The organism is Methanobrevibacter sp. AbM4 (assembly GCF_000404165.1).
GTDB lineage: Archaea > Methanobacteriota > Methanobacteria > Methanobacteriales > Methanobacteriaceae > Methanarmilla > Methanarmilla boviskoreani.
Genome location: NC_021355.1, coordinates 1717312 through 1732403 on the forward strand (window position 1 = coordinate 1717312; position 15092 = coordinate 1732403).

A 15092-nucleotide genomic window follows, 5' to 3' on the forward strand; every position below is an offset into this window, starting at 1 on the left:
TGACTTATCGAAAAATTAGATACTCTTTTGTTTAGATAAATAATTTTTAAAAGGAGGTTCAATTTGTCTCAACAAGCATCAGAACTCTTTGAAAACTTTCAAGAATTAACTCCATCAGAGTTCTTTAGGAAAAATAAACAGATGTTAGGATTTTCTGGAAAAATCAGATCTTTAACCATAGTTTTCCACGAATTAATTACTAACAGTTTTGACGCAGCTGAGGAAGCAGGTATATTACCTGAAATCAATATTGACTTAAAAAGAGTCAGCAAAGAACATTATATTTTAAGACATGCAGATAATGGTCCAGGTATTCCGGAACCATTTATTATGAAGGTATATTGTACCATGTTTGCAGGTTCTAAATTCAGAAACATCCAATCCAGAGGTCAGCAAGGTTTAGGATGTAGTGGTTGTGTACTTTTATCACAAATGACTACAGGTAAACCTGCAAGAGTTATCTCAGGATATATGGAAGACGGTGAACTTAAAGGGGTTAAACTTAAATTTAAAATGGATGTTAAAAAGAACGTTGGTCTTTTAATGGACAGGGAAGAAGTGAAATTAGATCATACTGGTGTATGTATTGAACTTCAATTTAAGGATGTTTCCTATTCCATGGCCGAACAAGGAGCATTTGAATATATTCGTAGAACAATGATTGCAAACCCACATGCAAAGATTACATTTAGGGATCCATCTGGACACAAATACATATTCAATAGGGCAGCAGATGTTGTTCCTGTACTTCCAAAAGAGGTATTACCACATCCAAAAGGAGTAACTGCAGATGATATTCATTTCATGGCAAAACATACCGACAAAAGAAGTTACAAAAGTATGTTAACCAGTTCCCTTTCAAGAATGTCAAGTAAAAGAGTTAAAGAAATTGAAGAAATGACTGGAATTGACATGAAAAAACGTCCGAAAGATATGAAATGGGAAGAAGCAGAGGCTATTGTAAAATGCTTTGATAAAATGAAATTCATGGCTCCTCCAAGCAATGGACTTATACCTATTGGAAGTGAACAAATTGAAAAGGGTATTAGACAAATCTTAAAGCCGGAATTTGTAGAAACCATTACAAGAAAACCTGTAACTTATAAGGGTGGCGTAGCATTCATCATTGAAGCAGGTATTGCTTATGGTGGAGAAGCCGGACGTCTAGTTAATGATCAGAGAAAATCCGAAATTATGAGATTTGCAAATAGAGTACCTTTAACCTTTGATCAGGGAAGCTGTGCTATTACAGAAGCATTAAAAAGTATTGATTGGAAACGTTACGGAATTAAGGATTTTGAAAATTCACCAATTACATTATTTGTAAACATGATTTCCACACAGATTCCATACCTATCAACTGGAAAACAAAGTATTGCCCCTGAGCCAGAAATTTTACACGAGGTAAGACAGGCTACAATGACTCTTGCACGTAAGTTACAAAAACATATTAAACGTAAAAAGGCAGATAAGGAAAAAGCAATGCGTTCAAAAATATTTGAAGAGATTGTACCGGTTATCATTGAAGAATCTGCGGCACTTGGTGAGGTTGAGGTTCCAGACTACACCAAGGTTCTATCAAAAGTTACTAAAAGGGCTATTGCAGAGTTACTTGGTGAAGTTCCTGAAGAGGAAGAAGAGGAAGAGGAAGACGAAGCTCTTATCATGGAGGAACTTGATGAATACGGATATGCAGTAGATGAAGAGCAATCAAACCTCAAAAAAGAAAAATCTTCCCAAAGATTTGCAGTTTCAGAAGATGATCTGATCTATGAAGAAAGAATGAGAGAACAGGAAGAAGCTAAAGAAGCAGCAAAACAAGCTAAAAAAGCTAAAAAAGCTAAAGAAGAAGGTGAATAAATATGGCTGATGAGGAAAGACAACCACTAAAGAAACATATGCCTAAGGAAAAACGTAAAGAATACACCTATAACAAACTCAAATATCTTGGTCAGGATATTATCGATGATGTTACAAAGGATAAGATTCCTACATTAAAAGTACCTTCTAGGGGAACTGGTAATATCCACTATGACCCGGATAAAAGATACTATGTATTAGGTGATAGATACAGTAAAAGATCTATGGGTAATGTTAAGCAACTTAGAAAATTAGGCCAGATGGTTTGTACTGCTAACTTCTGTAAAGATCTTGTTCAAAGGGAAAAGACCGCTACCATCAGGGAAATGTATTATATTAGTGAAGGTTGGGGTGTTGAATTTAACACACAACAAGAATCCAACACCGTTGGAGAAGATTTGGAAGTTATGTTAGGTACCACCCGTGAAGAGTTAGGGCTTATGCCAGAAGAGGACGGTGCATCAGTTTATGGAGACATTACCTTAGAAGATGATGGCGTAGAGATTAACGCACTTAGAGCTGGAAAATCCGGTTATACAATTTCACCTACCATTGATGAAGTTGAATTTACAGCTTTAGGAGACAATGTGAAAAGGGTAATGGCTGTAGAAACCATGGGAATGTTCCACCGTATGGTCCAGGAACATGCATATGATAAATTTGATACATTAATCATAGGACTTAAAGGTCAAGCGGCTCGTGCTACAAGAAGATTCATTAAAAGGGTTAATGAGGAATTAGGTCTTCCAGTCTATATTTGTAACGATGGAGATCCGTGGGGTTTCCACATTGGACAGGTAATTATCTCAGGTAGTGCTAAGCTTGCACATGTAAACCATGAACTTGCAACACCTAATGCTAAATTCATGGGAGTAACTGCCAGTGATATTATTAAATATGATCTTCCAAGTGATCCTTTAAAAGATGTGGATGTAATGAGACTTAAGGAACTAGCAAAAGATCCGAGATATCAAACTGATTTCTGGCAGACTGAAATCAAAAAAATGCTTAAAATCGGGAAAAAAGCAGAGCAGCAATCTTTCTCCAAGTATGGTCTTGAATATGTTATTGATGAGTATTTCCCAACAAAACTTAGAGAAATGGGTGCAGATTTATAATTGTAGGATTACAGCATAAATACAATATTAAACCCAACTAATAAGTTTATAATTTAGCAAATAGCTAAAGAACAAATAAAAACACGATTTTTAAATCCATAATAATTTATATTATTATGGAATACTATTTTTTAAAGATGACAATCTTCATTTAAAAGCAATCTAATTTTTCTACAATATTATCAAAAAATATTTTAATTAATTTATTAATAAAATATAATATTATTAATTAATTTTTAAAGCTTTTTTAATACAATATTAAAAATAGTTTATAATTTAGGACTGATAAAAAATGGAATTAACTCCAGCAGAGTTCTTTAGGAAAAATAAACAGATGTTAGGATTTTCTGGAAAAATCAGATCTTTAACCATAATTTTCCACGAATTAATTACTAACAGTTTTGACGCAGCTGAGGAAGCAGGTATATTACCTGAAATCAATATTGATTTAAAAAGGGTCAGCAAAGAACATTATATTCTAAGATATGCAGATAATGGTCCAGGTATTCCAGAACCATTTATTATGAAAGTATATTGTACCATGTTCGCAGGTTCTAAATTCAGAAACATCCAATCCAGAACTCAACAAGGTTTAGGATGTAGTATTTGTGTACTCTTATCACAAATAACTACAGGTAAACCTACAAGAGTTATCTCCGGATATATGGAAGACGGTAAACTTAAAGGAGTTAAACTTAAATTCAAAATAGATGTTAAAAAGAACGTTGGTCTTTTAATGGACAGGAAAGAAGTAAAATTAGATCATACTGGTGTATGTATCGAACTTCAATTTAAGGATGTTTCCTATTCCATGACAGAACAAGGAGCATTCGAATATATCCGTAGAACAATGATTGCAAACCCACATGCAAAGATCACATTTAGAGATCCGTCTGAACACAAATACATATTCAATAGAGCAGTAGATGTTGTTCCTGTACTCCCAAAAGAGGTATTACCACATCCAAAAGGAGTAACTGCAGACTATATTCATTTCATGGCAAAACATACCGACAAAAGAAGTTACAAAAGCATGTTAACCAGTTCCCTTTCAAGAATGTCAAGTAAAAGAGTTAAAGAAATTGAAGAAATGACTGGAATTGACATGAAAAAACGTCCTAAAGACATGAAATGGGAAGAAGCAGAAGCTATTGTAAAATGCTTCGATAAAATGAAATTCATGGCCCCTCCAAGTAACGGACTCATACCTATTGGAAGTGAACAAATTGAAAAGGGTATTAAACAAATCTTAAAACCAGAATTTGTAGAAACCATTACAAGAAAACCTGTAACATATAATGATGGTGTAGCATTCATCATTGAAGCAGGTATCGCTTATGGTGGAGAAGCCGGACGTTTAGTCAATGATCAAAGAAAACCCGAAATTATGAGATTTGCAAACAGAGTACCATTAACCTTTGATCAGGAAAGCTGTGCTATTACAGAAGCATTAAAAAGTATTGATTGGAAACGTTACGGAATTAAGGATTTCGAAAATTCACCAATTACATTATTTGTAAACATGATTTCCACAGAGATCCCATACCTATCAACTGGAAAACAAAGTATTGCCCCTAAGCCAGAAATTTTACACGAAGTAAGAGAAGCTACAATGACCCTTACACGTAAATTACAAAAACATATTAAACATAAAAAGGCAGAAAAAAAGCAATGCATTCAAAAATATTCGAAGAAATTGTACCTGTAATCATCGAAGAATCTGCAGCACTTGGTGAGGTCGAGGTTCCAGACTACACCAAGATCCTATCAAAAATTACTAAAAGAGCTATTACAGAGTTACTTAGTGAAGTTCCTGAAGAGGAAGAAGAGGAAGAGGAAGACGAAGCTCTTATCATTGAAGAACTTGACGAATACAGATATGCAGTAGATGAAGATCAAACAAACCTCAAAAAAGAAAAATCCCCCCAAAAATTTACAGTTTCAGAAGATGATCTAATCTATGAAGAAAAAATGAGAGAACAGGAAGAAGCTAAAGAAGCAGCAAAACAAGCTAAAAAAGCTAAAGAATAAGATAAATAAATATAGATGATGAGGAAAGACAACCACTAAAAAAACATATGCATAAAGAGAAACGTAAAGAATACACCTATAACAAACTCAAATTCATAGGAATAACTGCTAGTGATATTATTAAATATGACCTCCCAGTAATCCTTTAAAAGATATGGATGTAATGAGACTTAAGGAACTAGCAAAAGATCCGAGATATCAAACTGATTTCTGGCAGACTGAAATCAAAAAAATGCTTAAAATCGGGAAAAAAGCAGAGCAGCAATCTTTCTCCAAGTATGGTCTTGAATATGTTATTGATGAGTATTTCCCAACAAAACTTAGAGAAATGGGTGCAGATTTATAATTGTAGGATTACAGCATAAATACAATATTAAACCCAACTAATAAGTTTATAATTTAGCAAATAGCTAAAGAACAAATAAAAACACGATTTTTAAATCCATAATAATTTATATTATTATGGAATACTATTTTTTAAAGATGACAATCTTCATTTAAAAGCAATCTAATTTTTCTACAATATTATCAAAAAATATTTTAATTAATTTATTAATAAAATATAATATTATTAATTAATTTTTAAAGCTTTTTTAATACAATATTAAAAATAGTTTATAATTTAGGACTGATAAAAAATGAAATCAATTGCTGTAAATGGAATTGGAACAATTGGAAAAAGAGTAGCTGATGCAGTTTCAGCTCAAGATGATATGAAAATTGTCGGTGTATGTAAAACAAAACCTGATTTTGAAGCTCATGCTGCTATAGAAAAAGGTTATGATTTATATATGGCCATACCTGAAAGAGAACAATTATTTAAAGATGCAGGAATAGAAGTTGCAGGTACTGTTGATGATATGATTGAGGAAGCAGATCTTGTAGTTGACTGTACACCAGGTAAGGTCGGAAGAACCAATCTTGAAAAATATAAGAAAGCAGGTACAAAGGCAATATATCAAGGTGGAGAAGACCATGATCTAACTGGAATATCATTTAATTCATTCTCTAATTATGAGGAGTCATATGGTGCAGATTACTCACGTGTTGTATCTTGTAACACCACCGGTCTCACACGTACATTATATCCGATAAGCCAAATTGCAGATATTAAAAAGGTTAGAGCAGTTATGGTAAGGCGTGGAGCAGATCCAAATGAAGTTAAAAAAGGACCTATTAATTCCATAGTACCAAACCCACCTAAAGTTCCTTCACACCATGGCCCTGATGTTGGAACTGTAATGAAAGGCATCGATATTACCACCATGGCCCTTCTTGTACCAACAACATTAATGCATGAACATAATATTATGGTGGAGTTGAATAATGAGGTTTCCACCGATGATATTATTGATGTTCTTGATAAAAGATCAAGGGTTATTCTTGCAGAGGCAAGTATGGGACTTGGCTCCACTGCAGAATTAATGGAATATGCAAAAGAACTTGGAAGAAGTAGAAATGATTTATATGAGATTCCAGTATGGAAAGAATCAATTAATGTAGTTGATAACGAGCTTTACTATATGCAAGCAGTACACCAAGAATCAGATGTTGTTCCTGAGAATGTTGATTGTATACGTGCAATGCTTGAGATGGAATCCGATAATGAAAAATCTATTAAGAAAACCAATGAAGCTATGGGAATTCTATAGATTTTTTAGTTTTTCAATTTTTAATTAATTCTTTTTTTTCAATTTTTAAACAATTTAGTGATTTTTATGGATAAAGTAATATTTGGACCTGCAGGAAAACCTAAAGGATATAAAGGCAAGGCATATGAGCCATGCGGATATCTTAATGAGCGAAGACTATATGCATATGAATATCAATCAGGCCGTGGACTTAGAATTGGCGAGGAGAGTTCTAAAAAACTTAAAGCAGACTCTAAAAGAAATAAAGTAAAAATCTCAATGCATTGTCCTTATTACATAAACATGTGTGCTAAAGAGGATGAGAAAATCCAAAAATCCATTGAAAGTCTATTTAAATGCGGACAAGTTGGGGAATGGATGGGAGCATATAGATTAGTTTTTCATCCAGGATACTATACAAAACAAAGTCCTAGTTTAGCTCTTGAAAAGGCAGAAAATGGGTATAAAAGATTACTTAAAAAATGCGAAGAGGAAGGACTTGAAGATTACACATTTGCTCCAGAAACAACTGGAAAGAAATCACAGCTTGGAAATGTTGATGAGATAATCCACATGTGTGAAAATCTCGAGCATTTCGAACCAACTATAGACTTTGCACATATTCATGCAAGAGGTGAAGGAATATTAAACAAAAAAGAGGATTATAATTCAATCTTCTCAAAACTAGAGGACCACCTCAATATTGAAAGATTACATTGTCATTTTACAACAATTGAATATACTAATAAGGGAGAAAAAAGACACCACACTCTAGAGGAGAATGACAAATATGGTCCTAATATTGAGGATTTACTTCAAAACCTAATTGACTATGGATGGAAAGCTACAATAATATGTGAAACACCAAAATTAGATGAAGATGCAATTAAAATGAGAGAAATCTATGAAAGTTTACTATAAACTTTCCATATCCCTATTTAAATATAAACCCCATAATTAATAACAAATAGCTAAAATAATAGATAATTCAAATTTTTTAATTTTAAATAACCTGATAAACAATCTATTTAATATAAATATTTTAATAAACCCCTAATTTTTCAAATTTAATCCTTTTTATAGATTATTAAAAAAAAATTTAAGAATACTAAACCATTAAGTTTAATAGATAAATAGCATAAATAATAATTTTTATAAAAATATTTTAAATCATACAGAAATTAAAATAGAATTTTTTGATTTAAAATTTAAAAATAGAAATTAGTAGGTGTATTTTTTGAAATCAAAAAGTAAATCACAAGAAATAAAGGTTACTAATGTTAAAAAAGTTAACACTCCTACATTAGATGAAATTGAAGCGGAAAAAATTAAAATACAACCTGTAGGATACCCATTTAACTTTAATTTACTTGATGCTACACCACTTGAAATTTCTGATGAAAAATTATTTGAAGAATACGCTAAAGAACAGTGGTTAGGTTTAGAAGTTAAAAAGAATTCATATTTATTTGATCAAAAAATAATACCAGATTATGGATTTAAAATTATAGAGGCTCAGCCAGATAATTCAATTATTACTGAGAAAACACATATTAAAGTAATTGATGAGATAAAAACCTCACAGGAAATTAAACCTCAGAAATATCATATAAATTTTGATGACATCATAGGCCAGGAAAATGCCAAAAACAAGGTGAAGATTATTAAGAAATATGTCGAGGAACCTGAAAAATTTGGTCAATGGGCACCAAGAAACATATTATTTTATGGACTTCCAGGTACTGGTAAAACAATGCTTGCAAAGGCACTTGCATCAAATCTTAATATTCCATTATATCTAGTTAAAGCAACAAGTTTAATTGGTGATCATGTTGGAGATGGTGCACATCAAATACATGATTTATTTGAAAATGCTTCAAAACATGCTCCTTCATTAATATTTATTGATGAAATAGATGCAATAGCACTTCACAGACAATACCAATCACTAAGAGGAGATGTTTCCGAGATTGTTAATTCATTGCTTACTGAATTAGATGGAATTAATCCAAATACTGGCGTAGTTACAATTGGTGCCACCAACAATATTCAATTTATTGATAATGCGGTAAGAAGTAGATTTGAAGAGGAAATCGAATTTAAATTACCTAATCTAAATGAAAGGAAAAGAATTCTGGAAAACAATATTACAAGCATTCCCATCAACATAGATATTGACATTGACAAAGTTGCCAAAATGAGTAAAGGAATGTCCGGAAGAGATTTGAAACAAAAAATCTTAAAAACCGCATTACACCATGCAATTGCAAATGACAAAACCACAATTGACATGAGGGATATTGAATATGCATTTAAACAATCAAAAATAAAAACAGTAAATGAAGTTAAGAATATGTATGAATAAATACATATCTCATCCTTTTTTTAATAATATCCATTAAATTAAAAACGTTAACAATTAACTCATCTTTTTTTTAACTTATAGTATTCTAATAATAGGAATCTTTTAGAATTATGATAGTATCCTAGAAGTAAATTTATGCTTTTTTTAAAATATAAAATTTAATGATAATAAATAAAATTTAAAAATAGAAGTTTTATAATAAATACAATTATTTTAGAATTAATAAAAAAGGATTAATCACTATTGATTCCCTTTTAAGAAGAATATTCCTGCAGCAATATTAATAACTACTGATTCTCTTTTAAAAAGAATATTTCCGCAGCCCTTATTAGATCCTCATCACCATTACGGGCAGCCTGTTTAATACTCTTTGAAATATCAAAAAATATTTTATTAACTATTGAATTTGTTAAATTATCAATGATTTTTACACTACCATCTACATCAGCTAACTTAACAATAGCCTTTTCAGATTCACGTTGACGTATCTCTTCCATAGATGACCTTAAATCAGCAAGAATATTGTCAACTTCCATTAACTTAAATGAATTTTTAAGTAAATCAAATTCATAATCGATTATTTTTTCTGCCTCTTCAACTTCTTTCTTCCTCTCAAGTTTAGTCCTTTCAGCAATTCCCCTTAAGTCATCAATATTAAACAATTTAACTCCAATATCTTTCACATCCTCTGAAACATCACGAGGATTAGCAATGTCAATAATTACCGTTTTATGATTAGAATAATCCTTACCAGTATCCTCTTTAATCTTGTTTGTAGCATCAACAATTCTTTTCTTATCAATCAAGGTATGTGGAGAACCTGTTGCACTTATAATTACATCGGAAATAGGAAGATACTGATATAAATCATCAAAGAAAATAGCGTTTCCACCTAATTCTTTAGCTAGTTTAGTAGCACTGTAATAAGTCCTGTTTGCAACAACAATAGCTTTTAGGTTCTTTTCTGCCAATGCCTTAGCTACAAGTGAACCCATTTTACCTGCACCAATTATAAGAACAATTTTATCCTGAAGATCTCCTAGATTTTCCTCTGCAAGATCAACTGCAGCTGAACCCATTGAGATATGGCCTTTATTGATGTTCGTCTTCTGCCTTACCTCCTGACCTACATGTATTGCCTTTGTAAACAAGGTATCTAAAACCTTGCCCAAGTGACCTTCCTTCTCTGCTTTCTTTTTAGAATCTTTGATTTGGCCTAAAATCTGATCTTCACCAACAATCATAGATTCTAAAGAGGAACTTAACCTAAATAAATGAAAAACTGAATCCTCACCAGTTTCAATTATAAGATTACTATCTACAGAGTTTGAATCAATTATATCTTCAATGCCAAAAGCATCAGAGTGTATATAAAATTCATGCCTATTACAAGTAGAGATTTCAACATATTCTGTAATAACAAATCTGTCTTTGAATTTATTGAAAAGTTCTTTTAAATCGGTATAAACACTTTCCATTGTTTGAATATCTGTTAACTTATAATCTACACGAATATTAATAATCAATAAAATTCCCCATAAAATTGATTTTAGAATAAAATAAAAAAAATATAATTCTATTTTTGAAAAAATATATTAAAAAACTTTATTATTTTAGTTTATAAATAAAAAGGATAAAAATATTATAAACCATCTATAAAAGATTCAACCTCAATTTTAGCCTTATCCAATTCTTTATTCTTTAATAAATCCCTGATTTTAGGATTATCTAGAATTTCATATAGGATTTTTCTACGTTTTTTTGAATCGCTTACCTTGGATTTGAGAAGCCTTCTTGCGAAATCCTGGAGTTCAATCTCCATTATATCCTCGTCACTGACAATAGATTGAATCTTTTTACGTAATGTTTTAGCCATGAGAGGACTTTTACCACCAGTATAGATAGAAAATTCAATATCCCCAATGAAAAAACTAGTGGGAACTATAACATTTCCAGAACTTGGATTGTCTGCCCTATTAAGAAGTTTATTCTGTGATATTGAGGAGGTATAATCTGCAAGAGCATAATCACCAGTTGCTATAATTACAAAATCAGCTTTATTAACCTCAGACAGTACAATATTCTTATTTTCTAAAAAATATCTATCATAATCCTCGTCATCATCAATATTTGTATGAATCTTAACAAGTCGAGCCCCTTTATCAAGAATTTCAGAATTTAAACTGTCACCTGCCAAAACAACATTAGCATTATTATCCAAAAAACTATTGGCTCTACGGCAAGCCACCTCACCAGTTCCTAAAATAAAAACATTCTTATCAGAAACATCAAAATAAAGACTCAAATAAGCCATAACAAACACTTAATATAAAATTTTTTTAAAAAGTAAAAAAAAATTAATATAATTAATCTTCAACTTCATCCTTTAATTCTTTAACCCTTAAAACTTTAACGGCCATTCTTAAATCATTGTTACAATCATTTAATACTTTTTCAGCCTGATTAGAATCTATGTTAAAAGCATGAACGAGAGCTTCCACATTTTCATTATCATTGGATTTATTGCCTTTTCCAACAATTTCCTCCGCCATCTGTTTTTTCAATGTAAGATATTCATCTACACTCATGTCAATGCTACGCATAGACATATCCCTTAAAGGACATGGTTTGGAAGGTTTACAACACCAGACTAAAGAACCGAAACAGGTTCCCGGTCCTTCCCCCAATCTAGTTTCCTTTGCATATTTATTTTTTATCTCAATATATTCCTGTGGTGTAATACCTACCTCATTTAATGCATTTAAAATTGGGCATGGTTTAACTGGAGGACAACAAAAAGCTAATCCTCTTACATCTCCTCCCCTACAAATATGTGACGGTGCATTTTCCCAAGTCATTTAATTCCTCCAAAAAACTATTAACAATCATTAAGATAAGATTTATTTAATTAATTTAAATTAATTCATCATATAATTTATAATTTATTAAAACAATAAACAATCCACTAAAAGATTACCTAGATAAACTCTATTTATCTTTATTAAAATTTCTAATAAATAATCTACCAAGCAATCATTCATAATATTAAAAACATAATTAATTATATTTTAAACTTATTTATAAAATTATTGTTAAATTTCAAGTTATTAATTAATTTCAAAAGAATATAAAAAATAGTAATAAATTAAAAAAGTAAAAGTTAAAAATTAAACATTCTATTCTTGATTTCTTAACATGTCCTCTTTTTCAGATGAAGTAAGTTCTCCGACAATTTCTTTAGGAGTTCCTTCACTTATTATTTGACCATTTCTCATTAAAACCGCACGGTCACATACATCTAAAACAAAGTCCATATCGTGAGAAACAATTACAAATGTTTGTTTAAGTTCATCTCTTGCTTTTAATATAGAATCAGTTACAATAACCCTTGTAATTGGATCCATAGTACCTGTAGGCTCATCAAGAATAATTATATTAGGTTCTTTAATAAGTACTTGAGCAATTGCTACCCTGTGCTTTTCACCAGCACTTAATTCATCTGGATATTTATTTAATATTTCTGCAGATTGCTCTTGTGAAAATCCTACAGATTCAAGTACATGAAGTGCTTGCATCTTAGCAAACTCTGCAGGCAATTCTAAACTAATAGCATCGGACAAGTTTCCAAGAACATCCCTATAAGGATATAATGAAAATTCCTGATGTAATAGACCGATATATGGAACAGCACGACCTCTAGCCATTGGACCTGGTTGACTCATATCTACCCAATCATCACCAACTTTGATTTCAACTTTACCAGAACTTGGATCAGTTAAACCAGCAATCATTTTGGTCAAAGTAGTTTTTCCAGAACCACTTAATCCTACAATACCCATAATTTCTTCCTGGTTAACTTCCAAAGTCACTCCGTCAACAGATTTAACTATACCCCTATCAATTGAATAATAATGTTTTTTAATATCATCAATCTTTATAATTGGACCGCCAATTTCATGATCCTCGACTTTTTGAGGTAAAGGCACAATCTTTAAGAATTCCTCAACAATTTCTGTAGGTTCTCCGGATTTATAGATTTCTCCGTTTTCTAGCCAGATAACTTTATCTGCTAATTTTTCCATAACTTCCGGCCAGTGAGAAGTAATTACCATAGTAATTCCATTTTCTTTAACGGATTCCTTTAAGTTTTCATGGAGTGTTTCTGCTGTTTGTGGATCAAGAGTACCTGTAGGTTCATCAGCCAAGAACAACATAGGATTTTTAGCAATCTGTCTTGATAATACTACCCTTTGTTTTTCTCCACCACTTAAATCACGTGCAATATGGGTGATTCTGTGACTCATTTCAACTTTATCTAAGATATCTATAGCCCTGTATAAATTCTCCTCATAATGTTCATTGTCATCATCATCCATAGCCTTAAGTACATTTTCGATAACTGTTGCCTCATCATATAAAGCAAAGTTTCTTTGTAACATAATAGCTATACGTCTTTTAAGGGCATGATATTGTAACCTATCAGTATCCCACATATTAATGTCTTTTGATTCAAGTGTTTTTCCACATTTAGGACATTTTTCACCTGCTTTTGAAGGGGATTCGACATGTAAACAATCAGGACATACTGCAACATGGAAGATTACATCTCCATCATCTGGAGCATATTCTTTGGTACCACGTAACATATTAATTAAAACAGATTTACCTGAACCACTACGTCCCAAAATTCCAAGTGTTTCACCTTCATCTATTTCAACATTAATATTTTTAAGAACTTGAACACCATTAAAGGATTTGTTTATATTTTTAAGAGTAATAAACTTCATTGATTCACCTTTTAATACCTATAATTATTAAAATAATCATCACTAGAAAAAAATATATATAATCTATAATAATTTCTCTTACATATACTTTAAATATTCTTATTTATAAAAATTTCTAAAAATCGAAAAAATTAAAATTTCTAAAAATTGAAAAAAATAGGAAATACAAAATATACATCAAGATATAATTAAATTAAAGAATTTAAAATATCTTATAAAAGATTTACAATAGTATTATTAAAATTTAAAAAAATCAATTTAATATAACCCCGTTATAAAATTTTGAAAATTGACAAATTAATAAAAATTTTAATTATTTTTTAAAAAAAAGTTCGTTAAATATCAAATAAATAAATTTAAAATAATAAATCAAAGATTAAATAAAAACAATAATTCTTAAGAAAAATAAACAAAACAAAGCAAATAAAAAGATATCAAAATAAAATAGAGTCGAATTTATAAAAAGATGTTAAAGTTAGAATATAATAGTGAATCGAAAAACCTTAAAGATCTTTTAGATTAAAATCCATTTTACCATTAATAGCTGCACGAGCAATGGAAAAACCATCGGCACCTGCATTTAACATTTCCCTTGCTTTTTCTAGACTATCAATAGAATTATTTCCAATCAAATAAATATTAGTATTTTCTGATATATCTTTAACCAAATCTAAATCTGCCTTGAAAACACCATTTTTCATAGCATCCAAATGAAGATAATCCGCACCTGCATCCTCTATTAACTGAGCAATTTCTAGATTATTTACCCCATCAACATTTCCCCTCATTTTTACAGAGACTTCTGATTTACTTTTAGATGAGATCTCTTTAATATAATCCTTTAAATCTGGTCTTTTAAGCATTGCTTGACCACAGGAAATATTCTGCAATTCTTCTTGTCTGCAATGACAATTTATTTCCACTATATCAACAGAAGGTATTTTACTAATATCTATAATATTCTTGGTCTGGGTAGATCTTAGATTAACGGAAACCTTGATGTTATCATCATATTCTTTAATTTTTAAACTCTCTTTTTCAATGTACTGATAAACCTGATTAAGAGGTATATTAAATTCAGCCCTTCCCCTTTGAATTATTTTATAACCTGCATCAATCGTTTTCTCGTCAACATTAAATCCGCCTAATGTTACCGTATCAAATCCATAGGGGATTAATTTTAATGCAAAGTCACCATCATTAATTCCTGCCATCGGTGCTAGAACCTTAATAAATAAAACGCTCCTAAAAAAAATTAGTTTATTAATTGAATTTAAAAATTATTTAAAAAAAGCCATAT

At 30.8% G+C, this 15092-nt stretch carries 10 protein-coding genes and 2 pseudogenes; 7 read left to right on the forward strand and 5 right to left on the reverse strand.

All coding sequences use genetic code 11. The features are described from left to right. Positions 1-63: 63 nt before the first annotated feature. From top6B (ABM4_RS07330) to ABM4_RS07360, 7 genes and pseudogenes are all read left to right on the forward strand, one after another. On the forward strand, positions 64-1860 hold the full coding sequence (gene top6B / locus ABM4_RS07330; RefSeq protein ID WP_016359042.1) for a DNA topoisomerase VI subunit B: 1797 nt from the start codon (positions 64-66) through the stop codon (positions 1858-1860). A 2-nt stretch (positions 1861-1862) separates the two neighbouring features. After that, entirely contained in the window at positions 1863-2978 is a 1116-nt protein-coding gene (locus tag ABM4_RS07335; RefSeq protein ID WP_016359043.1) for a DNA topoisomerase IV subunit A, read from the forward strand. A 292-nt stretch (positions 2979-3270) separates the two neighbouring features. After that, positions 3271-5009 (forward strand): annotated as a pseudogene (gene top6B / locus ABM4_RS07340) (DNA topoisomerase VI subunit B). Positions 5010-5098: 89 nt separating this feature from the next. Then, positions 5099-5355, forward strand: a pseudogene (locus ABM4_RS07345) (DNA topoisomerase VI); the annotation flags it as partial. A 292-nt stretch (positions 5356-5647) separates the two neighbouring features. After that, positions 5648-6661: a phosphorylating glyceraldehyde-3-phosphate dehydrogenase gene (locus ABM4_RS07350; RefSeq protein ID WP_016359044.1), complete on the forward strand. Its 1014-nt coding sequence runs from the start codon at positions 5648-5650 to the stop codon at positions 6659-6661. Between the two features lie 66 nt (positions 6662-6727). Beyond that, complete coding sequence (locus tag ABM4_RS07355; RefSeq protein ID WP_016359045.1) at positions 6728-7561, forward strand: TIM barrel protein; 834 nt, start codon at positions 6728-6730, stop codon at positions 7559-7561. Positions 7562-7877: 316 nt separating this feature from the next. Continuing rightward, positions 7878-9005, forward strand: coding sequence for an AAA family ATPase (locus ABM4_RS07360; RefSeq protein ID WP_016359046.1), 1128 nt, complete (start codon positions 7878-7880; stop codon positions 9003-9005). A 287-nt stretch (positions 9006-9292) separates the two neighbouring features. Here ABM4_RS07360 and hemA read toward each other — a convergent pair whose 3' ends face one another. The 5 genes from hemA to ABM4_RS07385 all read right to left on the reverse strand — a co-directional run bounded on the left by hemA (position 9293) and on the right by ABM4_RS07385 (position 15006). Beyond that, complete coding sequence (gene hemA / locus ABM4_RS07365) at positions 9293-10531, reverse strand: glutamyl-tRNA reductase (protein WP_016359047.1); 1239 nt, start codon at positions 10529-10531, stop codon at positions 9293-9295. Between the two features lie 116 nt (positions 10532-10647). Beyond that, the gene (locus ABM4_RS07370) at positions 10648-11319 is read right to left on the reverse strand and encodes a bifunctional precorrin-2 dehydrogenase/sirohydrochlorin ferrochelatase (protein ID WP_016359048.1); all 672 of its coding nucleotides are present in this window, start codon (positions 11317-11319) and stop codon (positions 10648-10650) included. Between the two features lie 52 nt (positions 11320-11371). Further along, a complete protein-coding gene (locus tag ABM4_RS07375; RefSeq protein WP_016359049.1) occupies positions 11372-11863 on the reverse strand; it encodes a methanogenesis marker 9 domain-containing protein in 492 nt (163 codons plus the stop codon). Between the two features lie 318 nt (positions 11864-12181). Beyond that, positions 12182-13792 carry a methyl coenzyme M reductase system, component A2 gene (gene atwA, locus ABM4_RS07380; protein ID WP_016359050.1) on the reverse strand — a complete coding sequence of 537 codons (1611 nt, stop codon included), beginning with the start codon at positions 13790-13792 and terminating at the stop codon, positions 12182-12184. Between the two features lie 503 nt (positions 13793-14295). After that, positions 14296-15006 carry an MJ0144 family RNA dihydrouridine synthase-like protein gene (locus ABM4_RS07385; RefSeq protein ID WP_016359051.1) on the reverse strand — a complete coding sequence of 237 codons (711 nt, stop codon included), beginning with the start codon at positions 15004-15006 and terminating at the stop codon, positions 14296-14298. Between the last annotated feature and the right edge of the window lie 86 nt (positions 15007-15092).